The 19870-nt window shown below is 61.6% G+C and carries 19 protein-coding genes; 7 read left to right on the plus strand and 12 right to left on the minus strand.

Features of this window, described 5'->3' with window-relative positions:
• Positions 1-12: 12 nt before the first annotated feature.
• Together SOP95_RS01430 and SOP95_RS01435 are read right to left on the minus strand one after the other, a co-directional pair.
• The gene (locus tag SOP95_RS01430) at positions 13-1533 is read right to left on the minus strand and encodes a sensor histidine kinase (protein WP_323605654.1); all 1521 of its coding nucleotides are present in this window, start codon (positions 1531-1533) and stop codon (positions 13-15) included.
• The gene (locus SOP95_RS01435) at positions 1530-2249 is read right to left on the minus strand and encodes a response regulator transcription factor (protein ID WP_274073896.1); all 720 of its coding nucleotides are present in this window, start codon (positions 2247-2249) and stop codon (positions 1530-1532) included. The genes SOP95_RS01430 and SOP95_RS01435 overlap by 4 nt, the downstream gene beginning before the upstream one ends.
• Before the next feature lie 285 nt (positions 2250-2534).
• Between SOP95_RS01435 and msrB the strand changes: the two genes are divergently transcribed.
• A complete protein-coding gene (gene msrB, locus SOP95_RS01440) occupies positions 2535-3053 on the plus strand; it encodes a peptide-methionine (R)-S-oxide reductase MsrB (protein WP_274073895.1) in 519 nt (172 codons plus the stop codon).
• Between the two features lie 30 nt (positions 3054-3083).
• Positions 3084-3791 carry a peptide-methionine (S)-S-oxide reductase MsrA gene (gene msrA / locus SOP95_RS01445; protein WP_274073894.1) on the plus strand — a complete coding sequence of 236 codons (708 nt, stop codon included), beginning with the start codon at positions 3084-3086 and terminating at the stop codon, positions 3789-3791.
• Positions 3792-3797: 6 nt separating this feature from the next.
• Here the strand turns inward: msrA and SOP95_RS01450 are convergent, their stop codons facing one another.
• The gene (locus SOP95_RS01450) at positions 3798-4811 is read right to left on the minus strand and encodes a sensor domain-containing diguanylate cyclase (RefSeq protein WP_323605657.1); all 1014 of its coding nucleotides are present in this window, start codon (positions 4809-4811) and stop codon (positions 3798-3800) included.
• A gap of 78 nt (positions 4812-4889) precedes the next feature.
• Entirely contained in the window at positions 4890-5795 is a 906-nt protein-coding gene (locus SOP95_RS01455) for a LysR family transcriptional regulator (protein ID WP_323605658.1), read from the minus strand.
• Positions 5796-5897: 102 nt separating this feature from the next.
• On the opposite strand from SOP95_RS01455, the gene SOP95_RS01460 reads away from it, so the two are divergent.
• Complete coding sequence (locus SOP95_RS01460; protein ID WP_323605659.1) at positions 5898-7085, plus strand: aspartate aminotransferase family protein; 1188 nt, start codon at positions 5898-5900, stop codon at positions 7083-7085.
• Here SOP95_RS01460 and SOP95_RS01465 read toward each other — a convergent pair.
• From SOP95_RS01465 to SOP95_RS01480, 4 genes are all read right to left on the minus strand, one after another.
• Positions 7053-7307 (minus strand): Txe/YoeB family addiction module toxin, encoded by a 255-nt coding sequence (locus SOP95_RS01465; RefSeq protein WP_274073890.1) that lies wholly within the window; start codon positions 7305-7307, stop codon positions 7053-7055. The two genes, SOP95_RS01460 and SOP95_RS01465, sit on opposite strands and share 33 nt — an antisense overlap.
• The gene (locus tag SOP95_RS01470; RefSeq protein WP_020795569.1) at positions 7304-7558 is read right to left on the minus strand and encodes a type II toxin-antitoxin system Phd/YefM family antitoxin; all 255 of its coding nucleotides are present in this window, start codon (positions 7556-7558) and stop codon (positions 7304-7306) included. The genes SOP95_RS01465 and SOP95_RS01470 overlap by 4 nt, the downstream gene beginning before the upstream one ends.
• 153 nt (positions 7559-7711) lie before the next feature.
• Positions 7712-8194, minus strand: a complete 483-nt coding sequence (locus SOP95_RS01475) for an adenylate kinase (RefSeq protein ID WP_323605660.1) — start codon at positions 8192-8194, stop codon at positions 7712-7714.
• 125 nt (positions 8195-8319) lie between these two features.
• Positions 8320-10239, minus strand: a complete 1920-nt coding sequence (locus tag SOP95_RS01480) for an alkaline phosphatase D family protein (RefSeq protein WP_323605661.1) — start codon at positions 10237-10239, stop codon at positions 8320-8322.
• 260 nt (positions 10240-10499) lie between these two features.
• Here SOP95_RS01480 and SOP95_RS01485 point away from each other — a divergent pair, with 260 nt between their 5' ends.
• The 4 genes from SOP95_RS01485 to SOP95_RS01500 all read left to right on the plus strand — a co-directional run bounded on the left by SOP95_RS01485 (position 10500) and on the right by SOP95_RS01500 (position 14393).
• On the plus strand, positions 10500-10868 hold the full coding sequence (locus SOP95_RS01485; protein ID WP_323605662.1) for a PH domain-containing protein: 369 nt from the start codon (positions 10500-10502) through the stop codon (positions 10866-10868).
• A gap of 347 nt (positions 10869-11215) precedes the next feature.
• Positions 11216-12103 carry a nitrilase family protein gene (locus tag SOP95_RS01490; protein WP_323605663.1) on the plus strand — a complete coding sequence of 296 codons (888 nt, stop codon included), beginning with the start codon at positions 11216-11218 and terminating at the stop codon, positions 12101-12103.
• Positions 12104-12120: 17 nt separating this feature from the next.
• Positions 12121-13320: a hypothetical protein gene (locus SOP95_RS01495; protein WP_323605665.1), complete on the plus strand. Its 1200-nt coding sequence runs from the start codon at positions 12121-12123 to the stop codon at positions 13318-13320.
• 77 nt (positions 13321-13397) lie between these two features.
• The gene (locus tag SOP95_RS01500) at positions 13398-14393 is read left to right on the plus strand and encodes an asparaginase (RefSeq protein WP_323605668.1); all 996 of its coding nucleotides are present in this window, start codon (positions 13398-13400) and stop codon (positions 14391-14393) included.
• A 121-nt stretch (positions 14394-14514) separates the two neighbouring features.
• On the opposite strand, the gene SOP95_RS01505 is transcribed toward SOP95_RS01500, so the two are convergent.
• Genes SOP95_RS01505 through SOP95_RS01520 form a run of 4 tightly spaced genes read right to left on the minus strand, consistent with a single transcriptional unit; the run spans position 14515 to position 19641 of the window.
• Positions 14515-14730 (minus strand): formate dehydrogenase subunit delta, encoded by a 216-nt coding sequence (locus tag SOP95_RS01505; RefSeq protein ID WP_248687421.1) that lies wholly within the window; start codon positions 14728-14730, stop codon positions 14515-14517.
• Entirely contained in the window at positions 14727-17609 is a 2883-nt protein-coding gene (fdhF, locus tag SOP95_RS01510; protein ID WP_323605669.1) for a formate dehydrogenase subunit alpha, read from the minus strand. The genes SOP95_RS01505 and fdhF overlap by 4 nt, the downstream gene beginning before the upstream one ends.
• Positions 17606-19165 carry a formate dehydrogenase beta subunit gene (locus SOP95_RS01515; RefSeq protein ID WP_323605671.1) on the minus strand — a complete coding sequence of 520 codons (1560 nt, stop codon included), beginning with the start codon at positions 19163-19165 and terminating at the stop codon, positions 17606-17608. Before SOP95_RS01515 ends, fdhF begins: the two co-directional genes overlap by 4 nt.
• The gene (locus tag SOP95_RS01520) at positions 19165-19641 is read right to left on the minus strand and encodes a formate dehydrogenase subunit gamma (protein ID WP_274073882.1); all 477 of its coding nucleotides are present in this window, start codon (positions 19639-19641) and stop codon (positions 19165-19167) included. Before SOP95_RS01520 ends, SOP95_RS01515 begins: the two co-directional genes overlap by 1 nt.
• Positions 19642-19870: the final 229 nt, after the last annotated feature.

Here is a 19870-nt window from a genome sequence, read left to right on the forward strand (position 1 = left end):
CACCACAGTCTGTCAGGCCTGCCCCGGTGTATTCAGGTTCATGGATCGCACCGCCAGTGCCGCCGCGGTCTGATCATCGATCGGCAATGAAAACCGAAACGTCGCCCCACGCCCCGGCCTGTCGACCAACTGAATCTCAAGCCCATGCAATTGCAGGATGCGATGCACAATCCGCAACCCCAACCCACCATCACGCCGTGCCCCACCGATATTGAACGGCCGCAAAAACAGCCCTTCGCGCAACTCCGGAGCAATACCCGGCCCGGTATCGCTGACCGTCACTTCAATGAACGACCCCTGCGGACGCAACCCCAGTTCAATCTCGCCCCCTGGCGGCGTATGGCGCAAGGCGTTGTCGAACAGGTTGGTCAACACCCGCTCGATCAATCCCAGGTCCGCACAGGCCGCAGACACGTTGGGGGCGAACGTGGCCTTCAATTCGACCTGGCGCGCCTCGGCGGTCAATTCGAATTTCTGGAAGATGTCCTGGGCCAGGTCGGTCAGGGAAAACCGCTCCAGCACCGGCTGCACGAAGCCATGCTCCAGCCGCACCAGCTCAAGCAGCGACTGCGCCAGACCGCCAACCTTGCGACTTTGATCCAGGGCGATGCCGAGATAGCGACGACGGTCGTCGGGTGACAGCGTGGCGTCCTTGAGCGACAGGGTTTCCAGGTAGCCATGCAGCGACGCCAGCGGCGTGCGCAGGTCGTGGGAGATGTTCGCCACCAGTTCGCGGCGCTCCTGGTCCTGGCGGGTCAGGGAGCGCCATTGTTCGCCCAGGCGCGCCTGCATCTGCCGGAACGTGGCGTCGAGTATGGCGATCTCGTCATGGCTGGCGGTTTTGTCCACAGTGACGGGCAGGGCCGGCGAGACCGGGACGCCGTCGATGTCGAACTGGCTGACGGTGTCGGTGAGACGGCGCAAGGGTCGGGTGATCAACGCAAACGCAGTGAGGCCGGCAATCAGGCACAGCAGCGCGACCAGGCCGATGGACAGCAGGGCGGTATTGAGCGCCGCACTGGTGGCGCCGCGCTCGGCCAGGCGATCGTGGTCTTCACCCAACAGCACCACGTAGAGATAACCGACCGGCTTGCCGTCGACCTTCAACGGTGCGGCGCTGAACACCTTGCGCCCATCGACACTGCGCGGGTCATCACCGGCAATCGGCAAGGCATCGCCCCGCAGCAGGCGCTGGATCGGCGCCAGGTCGACGCGCTCACGGCGGATCCGGCCTTCGGGCGCGGCGCTGCCGACGATCTTGCCCTCGGTGTCCAGCAGGTAAACCTCGACGCTGGGGTTGACCTGCATCAGCTTGCTGAACAGATCGCGCACGGCATTGGGCATCAGGCCCTGGGTGTCCATCAGCACCGTGTCACTGGCGATGTGCTGCGCCAGGTCCCGGGACAAGCCTTGCACCACTTCCTGTTCATGCATCTGGTTGGAACGCACCTGCAGCCACGCCGAGGTGCCGCAGCACACCAGCAGCAGCACGGCGAACACCAGGGACAGGCGCTGCGTCAGGGTCAGCCTCATGGCTGCGGCTCCTCACCGGTGGCGAATTTGTAACCGCGACCCCAGACCGTGAGGATGCGTACCGGTTGCGCCGGGTCGGCCTCGATCTTGGCGCGCAGGCGATTGATGTGGGTGTTGACGGTGTGCTCGTAGCCTTCGTGGCTGTAGCCCCACACGGCATTGAGCAGGTCCATGCGCGAAAATACCTTGCCCGGCTGGCGGGCGAAAAAGTACAGCAGGTCGAACTCCCGGGGCGTGAGGTCCAGGCGCCGGCCGTCGAGGGCCACTTCGCGGGTGATCGGGTCGATGGCCAGGCCGTCGATGAGCAGGCTGCCGGCGTCCATCTTCAGGTTGCGCGCCATGGCCTCCACCCGACGCAGCAACGCCTTGACCCGGGCCACCAGTTCGAGCATGGAAAACGGCTTGGCCAGGTAGTCGTCGGCACCCAGTTCCAGGCCGAGAATCCGGTGCACTTCGCTGGAGCGCGCACTGGTGATGATGATCGGTGTATAGCGGGCCATGGCGCGGGCGCGCCGGCAGATTTCCAGGCCGTCGACACCGGGCAGCATCAGGTCGAGGATCAGCGCATCCCAGTTGCCCTGTTGCAGCAGGCGCATGCCTTCAGTGCCATCGGCGCTGTGCACCACCTCGAACTGCTCGTCCCGCAGGTGCAGGCAGATGAGGTCGGCGATATGCAGGTCATCCTCGACCACGAGGATGCGTTTGGTCTGTTCCATCCAGCTCAATCCTTCTGCGCAGGGTGCGTAATGCCACTCACTGTAGGAGCTGCCGAAGGCTGCGATCTTTTGATCTTGTTTTTAAAGATCAAGATCAAAGGATCGCAGCCTGCGGCAGCTCCTACAGTTAAATCAGTCAAGTCAGTGAAGTCCGTCAAGGGCCCATTGTGCGGTTTTTTCGGCGCCCGAGTTATCACGAATTGTTTAACTTCCCGTGAGGATTTGGCGATCACCCAAAGCCTAGGCTGTGTTCCATGAAACACCCCTGGATTTCTGGAGGCGAGCATGTTTTCACGACGGCAATTTCTGCTAACGAGCGGCGGGCTGGGGGTGGCAGCCCTGGCAATCGGCCTGTTGCCGAAGTTTTCCACAGGCACGGCCTTGATCAGCGATGCCAGCGCCGCCGAGGCCTTCGAAGTGACCCACAGCGACAGCGAATGGCACGCCATCCTCAGCGACGAACAGTACGAAATCCTCCGCGAAGAAGGCACCGAACGCGCCTACAGCAGCCCACTGAACAACGAGCACCGCGACGGCACGTTCGCCTGTGCCGGTTGCCAATTGCCGCTGTTCTCCTCGGCGACCAAGTTCGACAGCCACACCGGCTGGCCGAGTTTCTGGGCGCCGCTGGACAAGGCCGTGGCCACCCGCCAGGACCGTTCCTACGGGGTGCTGCGCGAAGAGGTGCACTGCCGGCGTTGCGGCGGGCATCTGGGCCATGTCTTCGACGACGGGCCGAAACCCACCGGCCTGCGCTACTGCATGAACGGCCTGGCGCTGAAGTTCGAGCCCGGCACCGTCTGAATTTATCTGCATCCTTCTGGAGTCTGTGACATGAAAAGCCTGTTCACCTGGCGCCGTACCCTGTTGGGGCTGGCCGCTGCCGGCATCATCGGCCAATGCTCGGCGTTTTCCCTCGGTGGGGCTGAAGAAGGGGTACTGCTGCCGCCACCGGCCATCGACGAAACCACCCAGGCCCGCAGCGAAACCGCGGTATTCGCCGGGGGCTGCTTCTGGGGCGTCCAAGGGGTGTTCCAGCATGTCAAAGGCGTAAAAAATGCCGTGTCCGGTTACGCCGGTGGTGCAGCCAATACCGCCCAGTACGACCGCGTCAGCGGTGGCGATACCGGGCATGCGGAATCGGTGGAAGTGACCTTCGACCCGAGCCAGGTCAGCTACGGCACCTTGCTGCAGATCTACTTTTCCGTGGCGCACAACCCCACCGAACTCAACCGCCAGGGTCCGGACACCGGCACCCAGTATCGTTCGGCGATTTTTACCAAGAGCGGCGAACAGCAACGGGTCGCCCAGGCCTACATCGCCCAGCTCGACGCCGCGCGTGCGTTCGACAAGCCGATCGTGACCAAGCTGGAAAGCTTCAACGGTTTTTACCCGGCGGAAGAGGAACACCAGGATTTTTTGACCGAGCACCCGACCTATCCCTACATCGTGATCAACGACTTGCCGAAGGTGGCGCAGCTCAAGCAGCTGTACCCGGATCGTTACCAGGACAAACCGGTGCTGGTGAAGGCGGGGATGTGACGGCGGTTATCCGCTGATCACATTCTTGCCGGCGATTTTCGACCGATACAGTGCCTGATCGGCCCTGGCCATCAGGCCGGTCTTTTGCTCTTCCTCAAAGCGCTGGACCACGCCGAAACTCATGGTCACCCGAAAGTCGCCTACGGCGGGCAAGTCCGCCAGGCCCTCGCGGATTTTTTCGGCCAGGGTTATGGCCTCGGCCAGCGGGGTGTCGGGCAGGATCACGATGAATTCGTCGCCGCCCCAACGGGCCAGCAGGTCACCGTCACGCACAAAGCGCAGCACACGTTCGACCACCTGCACCAAGGCGGCGTCGCCCAGGGCATGGCCGTAGTGATCGTTGATGGTCTTGAAGTCGTCGATGTCCATGGCGATCAACGACAGCGGCTGTCGAAAGCGCTGGGCCCGCTCACATTCCTGGGGCAGGGTCTGTTCCAGGCGATAGCGATTGGCGATCGACGTCAGGGCATCGGTTTGCGCCAGCTTGCGGTTTTCTTCGAGTTGTACCTGCAGTTGCTGATTGACCCTGGACAGCTCACGGGTGCGTTCTTCGACGATGGCTTCAAGGGACAGATTGCGCCGTTCGAGCGCTTCGAGCAGGCGTTTCCTGTCTTCGATGCTGCGGTGGGCGCCGACCATCCGCGCCACCGAACCGTCGGCATTGCGGGCCAGGACGTGGCCGCGGTCTTCGATCCAGATATAACTGCCGTCGTGGGCGCGGCAGCGGTACTCGGCCTGATACACCGGCGTGTGCTGTTTCAGGTAGTCATCGAACAGGGCCATGACCTGCGGGAAATCATCGGGGTGGATGATGTTTTCCCAGGTCAATGCGTTGTTGTCCAGGGAGTGTGGCGTGTAGCCGAGCATTTCGTACCAGCGGCTGTTGCGGTAGACGAAGCCGGTGTTGGCATTCCAGTCCCAGATGCCGTCGCTGACCAACTCCATGATGGTGTGCAGCATGCCTTCGTTCATGTCAGAGACATTGAACTTCAAGGGCTCGATACTCGATGCCTCTCCCATCGCTGCTCTCCCTGACGCCTGCCTGATAGCAAATGTCCTGCCTAGTCAGGGAGAGTAGTTCAAGGCCCGGTGGACCTGCTAGTGCTTGCCCCACATCTGCAGGGCGAAGTCGACGAAGCGTCGCAATTTCGGCAGGCGGTAGCGGTCCTGGGCATACATCAGGTTCATCGGCCGGCTCGGCGGGGTGAAGCCGGGCATCAAGCCCAGCAGCTTGCCGTCCTGGATGTCCCGCTCGACCAGGACATCGGGCAACATCACGATGCCCATGCCGGTGCGCGCGGCCTGATGCAGCCCGGCCGAGCTGTTGATCAGCATCGGGCCGCTGACCGCCACCGAGACTTCACCTTCGGGGCCGGCCAGGCGCCATTCCTTTTCCACCGAGTGCCAGTCATCCCCGGCCGGATAAGCGAACGACAGGCAGTCGTGGTGGCGCAGGTCTTCCGGTTTCAGCGGCGCGCCGCGCCGGGCCACGTACGCCGGGGAGGCGCACATGGTCAGGGTGTAGTTGATGAGCGGGCGGGCAATCAGGGTGGTCGACTCCAAGGCACCCAGGCGAAAGGCCACGTCCAGGCCGTGTTCGAGCATGTCCGGGCGGCGGTTGGTGAGCATCACGTCGAGTTTTACCCGCGGGTAGAGCAGGGCAAATTCGCTCAGGGCCGGCGCCAGTTTTTCCGTGCCGAAGGTCAGGGGCGCCGAGATGCGCAGGGTGCCACTGGGCTCATCGACCGCTTGCTCGGCCAGGCGTTCAGAGTCTGCCACCAGCCCCAACACTTCGAGGCAGCGCTGGTAATACGCGGTGCCGAATTCGGTCAGCCGCTGGCGCCGGGTCGTGCGGTTGAGCAAGCGCACACCGAGGCGCTGCTCGAGGGCCTTGAGGTGATTGCCGACCATGGTGGTGGACATTTTGCACTGCGCAGCGGCGCCGGTCATGCTGCCGGATTCCACCACCTTGACGTACACGGTCATTGCCTGGAACAGGTCCATTATCAAGCTCGACTTTGAAATGATTGAAGTATTGCAGTATTTATCCAGCTCAGGTGGCTAACCATACTGCAAAAACACCGACCCTTGATGGAGCCTGATGCCATGACCGCCGCCTGCCTGATGAGCACTTACCAACCCTTGGCCCTGAGTTTCAACAAGGGCCTGGGCACGCGCCTGTGGGACCAGGCCGGTCGTGAGTACCTGGACGCGGTGGCCGGGGTGGCGGTGACCAACGTCGGCCACTCGCACCCGAAAATCGTCGCGGCCATCAGCGAACAGGCCGGCCTTTTGCTGCATACCTCCAACCTCTACAGCATCGACTGGCAGCAACAGCTGGCGCGCAAGCTGACCGGGCTGGCCGGCATGGACCGGGCGTTCTTCAACAACTCCGGTGCCGAGGCCAATGAAACGGCATTGAAAATCGCCCGGCTGCATGGCTGGAGCAAAGGCATCGAGCAACCCTTGGTGGTGGTCATGCACAACGCTTTCCATGGCCGCACCCTCGGCACCCTGTCCGCCAGCGATGGCCCGGCGGTGCGCCTGGGCTTCAACAAGTTGCCGGGGGATTTCGTCAAGGTGCCCTTCGGCGACCTCAAGGCGCTGGACAAGGTGCAGCAGGAACACGGCTCGCGCATCGTGGCGATCCTGATGGAGCCGATCCAGGGCGAAGGCGGCGTGCAACTGGCGCCACCCGGTTACCTGAAAGCCGTGCGCGAACTGTGCAACCAGCGCGCCTGGTTGTTGATGCTCGACGAAATCCAGACCGGCATCGGCCGTACCGGGCAGTGGTTCGCGTTCCAGCACGAAGGCATCGTCCCGGACGTCATGACCCTGGCCAAAGGCCTGGGCAACGGCGTGCCCATCGGCGCCTGCCTGGCCCGTGGCAAAGCCGCCGAACTCTTCACCCCCGGCAGCCACGGCAGCACGTTCGGCGGCAACCCGTTGGCCTGTCGGGTCGGTTGTACGGTGCTGGACATCATCGAGGAACAAGGCCTGCTGGAAAACGCCCGGCGCCAGGGCGAACGCCTGTTGGCCAGGTTGCGCATGGAATTGGCCGACAATCCAAACGTCCTGGCCATCCGCGGCCAGGGCCTGATGATCGGCATCGAACTCAAGCAACCGATCCGCGACCTGAGCCTGATCGCCGCGCGGGATCATGCGTTGCTGATCAACGTGACGCGGGGGCAGACCATTCGCTTGTTGCCGCCTTTGACGATTGATGAGCGGGAGGTGGAGATGATTGTCAGGGGGGTGAGTTCAGTAGTGGTATCTGCACATCACAACGCGTAACTCACCGTCTTCGATGGTGTAGACCAAGCGATGTTCAGCCGTGATCCGGCGCGACCAGAAGCCGCTTAAATTGTGTTTGAGCGGTTCCGGTTTTCCGAGGCCCTCGAAAGGTTCACGCTGGATGGCTTTGATCAGCAGGTTGATGCGCTTGAGTCCCGCCTTGTCGTTTTGCTGAAACCACAGGTAGTCATCCCAAGCTTCAGGAGTGAACTCGATGTTCATTCTTCAATGAGTTGCCGTGACTTGGTTTTCCCGGCGCGCAGGTTGCCGATCGATTTGATCAAGCGTTCGGCATTGGCGGGGGAGCGGAGCAGGTAGGCGGTCTCTTCGAGGGCGTTGTATTCGGCTAGCGACATCATCACCACCGGCTCGCCTTTCTGGCGCGTGACCAGCAGCGGGGTGCGGTCTTCATTGACGCGATCCATGGTCTCGGCCAAGTGCGCGCGTGCGGTGGTGTAATTGATGGTGTGCATGGTGAAATCCTCGCTCGATGCAAGGACTGTACAGAAATGAGTACAGGTCGACAAGGCGATATCTCCGAATGGTCATTGCGCAATGAGCGCATCAACGTGTCTTCCGAGTATCGCCGAAAGCTCCTCGGGACGTTTCCGAGAACGCTGTAGTCCTTATCTGATAAAGGCGAAATCTGCGATTTCAGTCCGGTCCATCAATTGAATTCTGCAACCGGTAAACCCGTCGAATAGCCGCTGATGGGCCGTGTATCCGCTGGAACCGTCACGCTGACGATAACTGCCCGCCCACTCCAGCAACGCGATCAGACGTTCATCGTCATTGACTTCACGCTGACGAATATTGGCGACGCATACCTCGTCGGCAATGCTCAACCAGATCAGCCCAGTCGTGCGGGGCAGGAGTTCGCTGGCGATCCAGCCATACACGCCTTCGATCACCCAGCGCTCCTGCTCGGCCGCGATTCGCGCCATGGCCAAGGCTTCGGCGCGGGGACGGGCGATGCTGTGTTCGTCGGACAGCCAGTGAACGCGGTCGAGATCGGTCCAGGGCACCTGCAAACGCTCAGCCAGCCGCTGCGCCAGCCAGCTCTTGCCGGAGCCGGAGTTGCCGATGATCAGGGTTCGGGTTAAATCCATGAGCGACACCGATCAAACTGTGGGAGCGGGCTTGCTCGCGAATGCGGTCTGACAGACACCCCAATAGGGACTGGTAGACCGCATTCGCGAGCAAGCCCGCTCCCACAGGTTCTCAGTCCAGCCCTTCAGATATCACCTTCAGGCGCCACCATCCGCGTCTTCGGCGAGCCATTGGCGTTGTGCTGGAAAATATCCCGTGGCTGCCCTTGTTCATTGAAGTACACCTGGCCGATCCCCGCTGAATTCCACAGCCGTTCACCTGCTTCAGCATGCTCTGGAACGTGAGGCACGATGCGCATGCGCCGACGCTTGGTCAGCCAGTTCAGCGGCGAACGCGGGGAATACAGCCAGCGATTGAGGCGGTCGAACCACTCCAGCAGGGCCGGCGGGAACTCGTTCTTGATGCCGCTGCTGGTGATCTGCCAGATGCGCGGGCCGGCCTTGCGGTGGCGGATCAGCACTTCGTAGACGAAGGAATAATGCACATCGCCGGACAGCACCACGTAGTTACCCGGCGTGCGCGAGTGGCGGAAAATGTTCAGGATCACCTGGGCCGCGCCGCGATGGGCCATCCAGTTCTCGGCGTCCACCAGCAGTGGATAACCCAGCCAGCTGAACACCCGTTGCACGGTTTCGATCAGCTTGACGCCGAAGATCGGCGCCGGCGAAACGATGATCGCCGAAGGGTGATCGAGCAGTTCCTGCTGCAGTTCGCTGAGGGCTTCCCAGTCCAGCAGGCCCGACGGTTGCTTGAGGTTCATCTCGCTGCGCCAGCGCCGCGTGCGGGTATCGAGCACCACCATGGCCGGCGTGGTGGGCAGCACGTAGTGCCAGTGCTGGAAGCGCAGCAGCTCATCGATCAGCGCGTCCTGGACATCGCTGTCCAGGTAATGGTCATCGCCGGTGGCGCTGAGTGAACGGGTTTTTTCCAGCACTTCAACGAACGCATCCGGGTTGTTGCCCCAGCCCTGGCACAGCATGTAGGCCAGCAGCGCATTGCCGATGATGCGCCGGGAAAACGGATGGCCGTAGGCCGTTTCCTCCCATTGCGCGGAAAGATTCCAGTCGTCGGTGATGTCGTGGTCATCGAAGATCATCAGCGTCGGCACGTGTGCCAGCGCTCGCGCGACCTTGTCCAGGCCAGCCTTGAACGCGTCGATGCGCGTCTGCTCCAGGGCATAACGCTCGCGGCGTTCCTTGATCAGTTTCGGCGGTTTTGGCGCGATCAAGGTCCAGGGCGTCGGCGACCAGACCAGCAGGTACATGGCCATGACTTCGGCGAAGGTCACCAGGTGGTTGTCGGCACTGCTGCTGGTGAAAATCGGCTTGCGCGCACCCCCGAAAAACCGCTCGCGCAGGGTTTCGTTGCTTTGCAGCGCCGGCAGCAGATCCGCGCGGTGGTAATAACAGGCGGCGTGCCCGTACAGCTCGGCGCTGTCGCTGACGATGGCGCCAGCCAGATGCTCACCGAAAAGCCCCAGCCGTTCGATCAAGGCATGGATCGCCCGCAGGGTCGGCCCGGCGACATCGTCGGCATAGACCTGATCGCCGCTCATCATCAGCAGCGCCGGACGCTCGCTGGCCAGGTGCTCTTGCGCCAACAGCTGATCGACGCACAGCAGGCCGTCGGCCGCCGGGTGATGGGGTTTGCGGCAGGAACCGTGCAGCAACTGCTCGATGCGCGCATGCAGGACGAAGTTCGGCGCAGCCGCATCGCCGTACAACAGATGCGGCGCCCAGGTGGCGATGCCCGTGCCGTCATCGATCAACAGGTCGTACTCGATCACCTCATCGCAGGGCAGGGCAGCGTCCAGCGCCACATCGATCAGGTGCACAAACGCATGGGTACCCACCGCAACGACCGTGCATTGCCCGGCATCGAGGCGAATATCGCCCACGCCCTGCAAGCGCAGCGTCAAATCCAGCGCCCGCGAACCCACCAGCCACAGCACCAGCCGCGTCGGTTCCAGGCGCCGCAACAGCGGGCCCGCCAGCACCGGTGGCAGCGATTGAGGGTCTTCAGGCAATGGCAGAGTATCGGACATCCGGGGGCAGGGCTCTTGGGGAAACAGGGCAGCGATGATAACGCAGGTGGGCGCTGCTGCCCTTGTGTACTGACAGACTCAAATGCGTGCGCAGGCTAAAGTGAGTCATTCATGCTATATGCAGGCATTCGCGAAGAAGAGGGTAAACATGAACAGAATCATCCTGCCAGCGCTGGTTATCCTGCTGACCGCGCAATCCCCGGCGTACGCCATCAACGACAAATACCGCAAGCAACTCGAGCCCCAGACAGGAGCGGTAAATGATTGATTTCAACAACAAGGGATTCTTCAAGCTCAAGCAGAACGACGAATACGCCGAACGGGTAGTCGACCTTTTGCTCGACGGGGAACAGGTCATCGACTCGTACAAATCCATGCGCGACGGCGTGGTCTTCACCAACAAACGCATCATCGCGGTGAACGTGCAGGGCATCACCGGCAGCAAAAAAGACTTCACCTCGTTGCCGTACAAAAACATCGTGGCGTATTCGGTGGAAACGTCGGGGACGTTTGATCTGGATTCCGAACTGGAGATTTATTTTTCGTCGTTGGGGAGGGTGAAGTTCGAATTCACCGGCAGGACGTCGATGGTGGCAATTTCCAAACTGATTTCTCAGCATCTGCTTTGAGCTGAACAGGGCACGCACCAAAAATAACGAGGTGCGCACCCTGTAGGAGCCGGCTTGCTGCGGGCGGAGTTCCGACGATCGCGGACGTACAGTCGACACAGATGTCGCCTGACGAACCGCGATCGCCAGCAAGCCGGCTCCTACAGGAATTGCGTTTCTCCAGTCGCTACCATTACGTCCCACAAAAAGGGTCTGCAAATGCAGGCCCTTTTTACTTTTTCGAACATACATCTTCGGACAAAGACTACAGCACTCAAGGAAGCATCTGACTTACACCCACTGGCATTTCGACTCTCATAAACACGCACTGAAACAGCGTGAAAAACAATAAAAAGAGGTCACCCGAAATGAGCGAGCCAACAAGCCCTGTGCGTGTAGCAGTCGTGCAATTCGATCCACAAGTCGGCATCGAAAATTGCGATGCAAACCTGTGTCGTAGCCTGGAACTGGCGCTGGAGGCGGTCACCGGCGTTGCGAACCTTATTGTGCTGCCTGAGCTATGCAGCACCGGTTATTTCTTCAGCAATCGGCAGGATGCTTTTGAACATGCGCAGTTGATACCCGGCGGGCCAAGCGCGCAACTCTGGATCGACTTTGCCTCCAAACACAGCGTCTACATCGTGGCCGGCCTGGCCGAGCGCGACGGCATGCGGCTCTTCAACACCTCAATACTTGTTGGCCCTGACGGTTTCATCGGCAAGTATCGAAAAGCCCATTTGTGGAATCTGGAGAAACTCTGGTTCACACCGGGCGATCTTGGTTTTCCGGTTTTTGATACGCCTATTGGCCGCATCGGGATGTTGATTTGCTGGGACATCTGGTTCCCGGAGGTACCGCGCATCCTGAGTCAGCAAGGCGCCGACATCATTTGCAGCGTCAATAACTGGGTCTGGACGCCTCCGCCGCTGTTCGATGAGGCCGGCAAGTGCATGGCGTCGTACCTGACGATGACGGCGGCACACGTCAACAATGTGTTTATCGCCGCTGCCAGCCGGATTGGTGAGGAGCGAGGTGCCCGCTACCTCGGATGCTCGCTGATTGCCGGGACCAATGGCTGGCCGATTGGCGCCGTAGCATCGGCAGACCAGCAGGAAATCCTGTTTGCCGATATCGACCTGACCAGCTCCCGCAGCGCCCTCATCTGGAACAACCTGAACGATCTGCATCGTGATCGTCGAGCCGATCTCTACGATCAAATGCTCGGCTACACCCAGCACCCATGTCTCCCACGTTGATAAGGGGGACCTGACCCATGGAAACCACAACCGATAAAAACCGGCTTGCCCCCAGATCGTCTTTTGATGTGGCGGTCATCGTGCTGATGATCGGCGCGACACTGCTGATTGTCTGGCTTTCATTCACCAATCGTTCGTTCTGGTCCGCCCATTGGCCGAGTTACAGCGACATGGTGTCGAGCCTTCCCCAGCCGAGTGCCTGGTTACGTTGGCTGCTCGGCGACATCAGCGAGGTGGCGTTCTACAAACACGAGTTCGCATCGATCGGACTGTTGGCGGGGGCCTATCTCGCCTACTGGGCGAATCGAACGGGGAGATCCTGGCAAGGCTTCAGCATTTCTTATGGCACCGGGCTATGGCCGTGGCTGATCACCAGTTCGCTGCTCGGGCTGCTGCTGAGTAACGTGCTGTGGGGTTGGACGGTGACCGCCACCAGCTGGCAACCGACATTTGCCGCGTTCGTTTCGCTGCCAGCGGCGATGGTGCTGATGTTTGGCGGTGGCTGGAAGGTCACGATCAACGGCGCGATCATGGGCGCCGTACTCGTCACGCCCATGTGCCTGCTGATCGTCAATTACCTGTGTAACCCGTTGGGATTGCCGGCGGTGATCGGCAATGTCCTGGGCATGGCGGTCGCCAGTGTCGTGGCCTTTCTGCTGTGCCGCTACCGGCCCAGCCTGATGACGTCCGATCAATCCGCGACACCACCCGCCAAGCCTCCCGCGCCCGTCACCAAGGCGCCAGACTACGGGGTTGTCTGGAGCCTGCGCCGGGTCCTGGCTGACTTTTCCGAAGCACCGTTCTTCGGCAATGAACTGGCCAGCCTCGGCTTGTTACTCGGGGTATTGCTCGCCTACAGCATGAACCCGATGAGCCCGGCGTACGGTTCAGGTCTGCTGCTGCACATCATCGCTGCACAGGCGCTGACCTCGGCCATCGGGGTGGTGATCTGGCGTCGGCAATGGATGTTGCGCGGCTGGTACCCCACTTACGTGCCTCTGGTGTCGGTGGTGCCCGCGGCGATTCTGACCCATGGCGGCAGTTGGCTGGTGATCGGTTCGAGTGCATTGCTGGGGGCATTGATCGCACCGCCCCTGGCCTGTGCGATTGCCAAGCGTTTGCCGGCCGACATGCATGCCTACATCGGCAATGTCCTGTCCATGGCCATCAGCACGTTGCTGATCGTGCCGCTGATCGGCGTCCTTATCGCGGGGTAAATGCCACCGACCTTTGGGCTGTACCCCATCCTGAACCGGGTACAGCCACCTCTCTTTCCGAACACATGAGGTATCACATGGAACTGCCCAAACTCGCCATCGCGGCACTCGGCGGCACGGTGAGCATGCAAGCCAGGAATGCCGGCGAAGGCGTTATCCCGACCGTCAGCGGCGAGACTCAACTGGCGTCCGTACCGCATTTGGCGACGTTTGCCCGGGTGACCGTTGAAACCCTTGGACTGCTGCCCAGCGCTTCATTGGATTTCGGATTTTTACTGACTGTATTGTCGTGGGCGCAACTTCAAATCAAGCAAGGCGCCGTGGGTGTCGTGTTGACCCAAGGCACCGACACACTCGAAGAAACGGCAACGTTTTTCGATTACCTTTGGCCCCACGACGCACCACTGGTGCTGACCGGTGCGATGCGCTCGGCAGCACAGCCAGGGGCCGAGGGACCGGCGAATCTGCTGGATGCATGTCACGTCGCCCTGGCCGGGACCAGCCGAAAGCGTGGTGTTCAGGTGGTGATGAACGGGGAGATTCATCAAGCGAGCAGCGTGCGTAAAACTGATTCGATGGCGTTGCAGGCGTTTACCTCTCCGGTCGTGGGGCCTGCAGGCCTGATAATGGAAGACCGCGTTCACTACCTGCGCGCGCCGGTTCAGCGTAGGGTTTTGCCCCTGCCGCACCAGACAACGCAGAAGGTTGCGATGTGGGAGGCAACCCTCTCGGCTGACACGCTGCTTCTGGAAAACATCCTTGCGCTTGGTTATGACGGGCTGGTGATCGCCGGTTTCGGCGCCGGACATGTCTCGCAGAGCTGGGCGACGGTGATTGAGCACATCGCCGAAAGAATCCCGGTCATCATCGCGACCCGCACCGGTTCCGGCTCTACTGCGCAAGCCAGCTATGGTTTTAATGGCGGTGAGATGGATCTGATTCGCAAGGGTGCATCGATGGCGGGATTTCTATGTCCGCGTAAAGCCAGGGTTCTGCTTTGGCTGTTGCTTGGCTGTCAGCGGCAACATGAGTTGTCGCTCTACCTGAAAAGTGAAAGCCGCATTCAAAATTGATACATAACCCTGTAGGAGCCGGCTTGCTGGCGATGGCGGACATCCAGACGACACACATGTCGCCTGACGAACCGCGATCGCCAGCAAGCCGGCTCCTACTGGGATAGCGTTTTTCCAGTCGCTACCAACCTGCGCCACTCACCGCCTCTTGCACCAACGGATGTAAATCCGCCCCCTGATGCTCCGTCTGCCAGGCCAGCAATTCCTTGCGCATGCTCGGCGCCCAGAACATCTGCAAGTGATTGCGCACGCTGAGCACCGCCTGTTGCTGGTCCGGTTGGCTGGCGAAGTACTGGGCGATCTGGTTGGCCATCTTGATCAGGTTTTCCGTGCTCATCGGCGCACCTCCGCCTTATCACCACGGGCGTGGCGGCGATCCTTGAGCAAGCGGTCCTGTTCTTCGCTGAACTCCTGGAAGCGCTTTTGCCACTCCGAAGGGTGATACACGCGGCTGACTTCCACCGCCGTGACCTTGTACTCCGGACAGTTGGTGGCCCAGTCGGAGTTGTCGGTGGTGATCACGTTGGCGCCTGATTCAGGGAAGTGGAAGGTGGTGTACACCACGCCCGGCGCGACCCGTTCAGTGATCCGCGCGCGCAGCACGGTCTGCCCGGCACGGCTGCCGATGCCGACCCAGTCATTTTCGTTGATGCCTCGGCTTTCGGCGTCGGTTGGGTGGATTTCCAGGCGGTCCTCGTCATGCCAGGCGACGTTCTCTGTACGCCGGGTTTGCGCGCCGACGTTGTACTGACTGAGGATGCGCCCGGTGGTCAGCAGCAGCGGATAACGGGTGTTGACCTTCTCCTCGGTCGGCACATAGCCGGTGAGCATGAAACGCCCCTTGCCGCGCACGAATTCCTCGATGTGCATGGTCGGCGTGCCATCCGGTGCCGCGGCGTTGCACGGCCATTGCAGGCTGCCGTGGCGATCGAGTTCGGCGTAGCTGACGTTGGTAAAGGTCGGCGTCAGGCTGGCGATTTCATCCATGATTTCCGATGGGTGTTTGTAGTTCATCGGATAACCCAGGGCGTTGGCCAGCGCCACCGTACCTTCCCAGTCAGCCTTGCCGCCCAGAGGGTCCATGACCTTGCGCACCCGGGAGATACGCCGCTCGGCGTTGGTAAAAGTACCGTCCTTCTCCAGGAACGAACTGCCCGGCAAAAATACATGGGCGAACTTGGCGGTTTCGTTGAGGAAAATATCCTGTACCACCACGCACTCCATGGCCGACAGCGCCGCAGTGACGTGCTGGGTATTCGGATCGCTCTGGGCGATGTCCTCGCCCTGGCAATACAGGCCCTTGAAACTGCCGGCCAGGGCCGACTCGAACATGTTGGGAATACGCAGGCCCGGGTCGGGTTGCAGGGTGACGTTCCACGCCTGTTCGAACTGCGCCCGCACCACCTCGTTGGAGATGTGCCGGTAGCCTGGCAACTCGTGCGGAAACGACCCCATGTCACAGGAACCCTGAACGTTGTTCTGCCCCCGCAGCGGGTTCACGCCCACGCCTTCGCGGCCGATGTTGCCGGTGGCCATGGCCAGGTTGGCGATGCCCATGACGGCGGTGCTGCCTTGGCTGTGCTCGGTGACACCCAGGCCATAGTAAATCGCCGCATTGCCGCCAGTGGCATACAGGCGCGCGGCGGCACGAATGTCGGCAGCGGGCACGCCGCAGATCGCGCCAAGCACTTCCGGCGAGTTTTCCGGCCGGCTGACAAACTCACTCCAGTTGGCGAAATCGCCGCCCTCGCAACGGGCGTCGATAAAGGCCTGGTTGAGCAGCCCTTCGGTGACGATCACATGGGCCAGGGCGTTGAGCATGGCGACGTTGGTGCCGGGGCGCAGCGCCAGGTGATATTCAGCGCGGGCGTGCACCGAATCCACCAGATCGATGCGGCGTGGATCGATGACGATCAGCCGCGCACCTTCCCGCAAGCGGCGCTTGAGCTGGGAAGCGAACACCGGGTGCGCGTCGCTGGGGTTGGCGCCCATCACCAGGATCACGTCGGCCTGCATCACCGAGTCGAAGCTCTGGGTGCCGGCTGACTCGCCCAGGGTCTGTTTCAAACCATAGCCGGTGGGCGAGTGGCAGACCCGCGCACAGGTGTCGACGTTGTTGTTGCCGAACGCGGCGCGCACCAGTTTTTGCACCAGGTAAGTTTCTTCGTTGGTGCAGCGGCTGGAGGTGATGCCGCCAATGGAATCGCGACCATATTTCTGCTGCAACCGGCGGAATTCGCTGGCGGCGTAGGTCACCGCCTCATCCCAGCTCACTTCCTGCCAAGGGTCGTTGATGTGCTTACGGATCATCGGTTTGGTGATTCGATCCGGGTGGGTGGCGTAGCCCCAGGCAAAGCGCCCCTTGACGCAGGAGTGGCCATGGTTGGCCTGGCCGTTCTTGTCCGGAACCATGCGCACCAGCTGGTCGCCTTTCATCTCGGCGCGGAACGAGCAACCCACGCCGCAATAGGCGCAGGTGGTGATCACACTGCGCTCGGGCTGGCCCAGTTCGACCACGCTTTTTTCCATCAGCGTCGCAGTAGGGCAGGCCTGCACACAGGCGCCGCAGGACACGCATTCCGAATCGAGGAAGTTATCCCCACCCGCAGCCGCCACCCGGGATTCAAAACCGCGCCCGGTAATGGTCAGGGCAAAGGTGCCTTGGGTTTCCTCGCAAGCGCGCACACAGCGGTTGCAGACGATGCACTTGCTCGGGTCGTAGTCGAAGTAGGGGTTGGAAGTGTCCTTCACATCGGCCAGATGGTTGTCGCCTTCATAGCCGTAACGCACCTCCCGAAGGCCGACCTGACCGGCCACGGTTTGCAGCTCGCAGTTGCCGTTGGCCGAGCAGGTCAGGCAGTCCAGCGGGTGATCGGAGATGTACAACTCCATGACATTGCGCCGCAGGGTCGCAAGCTTGGGCGTCTGGGTGTGCACGCTCATGCCTTCAGTAACCGGCGTGGTGCAGGACGCCGGATAACCGCGCATGCCGTCGATCTCCACCAGGCACATGCGGCAGGAACCGAAGGCTTCCAGGCTGTCGGTGGCACAGAGTTTGGGAATGGTGGTGCCGAGCAGCGCGGCGGCACGCATCACCGAAGTGCCTTCTGGCACGCTGATGCTGCGGCCGTCGATGTTCAGGGTGACCTGCACCTGGCTGTCGCGGGCAGGAGTACCCAGGTCAATGTCGGTGTTCGGGTCGAAGAGAGTGATCATTGATCGGCCTCCGAGGGCAACAAGCCGAAGTCGGCGGGGAAGTGCTTGAGGGCGCTGGCGACCGGAAAGGACACCATGCCGCCCAACGCACACAGCGAACCGTATTGCAGGGTGTCGCACAGGTCCTTGAGGATGATCACTTGCTCATCGCGACCGCTCGGGTCTTGCGCGGCCAGCAAGCGGTCGATCACCTCCACGCCCCGGGTCGAGCCGATGCGGCACGGCGTGCATTTGCCACAGGACTCCTCGGCGCAGAACTCCATGGCGAAGCGCGCCATGTGAGCCATGTCCAGCGTGTCGTCCGCCACCACCACACCGCCGTGACCGAGCATCGCGCCGATGCCGGCAAAGGCCTCGTAATCCAGCGGCGTATCGAATTGCGACGGCGGCACCCAGGCGCCGAGCGGGCCACCCACCTGCGCAGCCTTCAGCGGCCTGCCACTGGCGGTGCCTCCGCCGTAGTCTTCCACCAGTTCGCGCAGGGTCAGGCCAAAGGCCCGCTCCACCAGCCCGCCGCGACGCACATTGCCCGCCAACTGGAAGGGCATGGTGCCTAGGGAACGGCCCATGCCGTAATCGCGATAAAACTGCGCGCCCTTGGCCAGAATCAGCGGTACCGAAGCGAGTGTCAGCACGTTGTGCACAAGAGTCGGCTGGCCGAACAGGCCCTTCAAGGCGGGGATCGGCGGCTTGGCGCGGACGATGCCGCGCTTGCCTTCAAGAGAGTCCAGCAGCGCGGTTTCTTCACCGCAGATGTAGGCACCGGCACCGACCCGCACTTCCATATCGAAGGCCTGACCGCTGCCGCCGACATTGGCGCCGAGGTAACCATTCTTCCGGGCAATCTCCAGCGCGTTGCGCAGGATGGCCACGGCATCCGGATATTCCGAGCGCACATAGATGTAGCCGTAGGTGGCGCCGACGCACAGGCCGGCAATGGCCATGCCTTCGATCAGCAGGAAGGGGTCGCCTTCCATCAGCATGCGATCGGCAAAGGTGCCGGAGTCGCCTTCGTCGGCGTTGCACACAATGTACTTTTGCGCCGCTTCGGTCGCGCGCACCGTGCGCCATTTGATCCCGGCGGGGAAGGCCGCGCCGCCACGGCCACGCAGGCCTGAGTCGAACACTTCAGTCGCAGTCCGTTCGCCACCGAGGATGACGGCTCTTTTCAAACCCTCGAAACCGCCATGATCCAGGTAATCGTCGATGTACAGCGGCTGTGTGATGCCGGCGCGGGCAAACAGCAGGCGTTGTTGAGTCTTCAGATAGGGCAACTCTTCCACCAGACCCAGGGCCAAAGGATGAGCAGACGGCTCGCCTTTCAGGGCTTCGAGCACTGACGGTACATCGTCAGCAGTCAGTGGGCCGAAGCCGAAACGACCTTGCGGCGTGTCCACTTCCAGCAATGGTTCCAGCCAGTACAGGCCACGCGAGCTGGTGCGGTTTATCACCAGCGGCACGACGCGCCCCCGGCCATGGATGATAAGGGCCTCCACAACCTCTTCGGCACCCACGGCACGGGCTACCGAATCACGAGACACATAGAAAGCGGGCATTATGCGTCCTCCCGGCAAGCATCGAGCAATGCATCCAGCCGCTCGGCACTCAGCCGCGCATGCACCCGGCCATCCAGCTCCAGCGCCGGCGAACAGGCGCAAGCGCCCAGGCAATACACCGGCCGCAAACTGATGCTGCCATCGGCGCTGCTGCCGTGATCATCCAGTTGCAGACGCTCGCGCAACTGCGCAGCCAACTGCTCGGCACCACGACTCTTGCACGACTCGGCCCGGCACAGCCGCAGGATATGTCGCGCGGGCGGCGCGGTACGGAAATCGTGGTAAAAACTGATCACCCCACGAACCTCGGCCTGACTCTGGTTCAGCGCATGGGCAATCTCGGGGACGGCGGCATCGGGGATGTACCCAATGCGCTCCTGAATATCATGAAGAATGGGCAACAGCGCACCCGCAGAGCCCTTGTGGCGCTCCAGCAGGCTGTTGACCAAAGACAAGTGCAACTCAACATCAGGCATTCAGCAATCCTCACGGTCACGGACAAACCAGATGGTTGTCGGTCGTCCGAAAGTGTCGGCTGCGGCACTCACACCACGTCACGGCATCGTGGCAATTTCAGGCCGTAGGCCAGGGCACCCTGAGCGGGCATCTTGTTGTGCCCGGCACGGTCTTCGCCGCACCTCTACTGGGCATAAAGGGCAGCTTGCCACGCCGCTATTGATCGACCTGCACCAAAGCGACGTGCTC

This window comes from Pseudomonas sp. YuFO8, assembly GCF_035065025.1.
Lineage (GTDB): Bacteria > Pseudomonadota > Gammaproteobacteria > Pseudomonadales > Pseudomonadaceae > Aquipseudomonas > Aquipseudomonas putida_AE.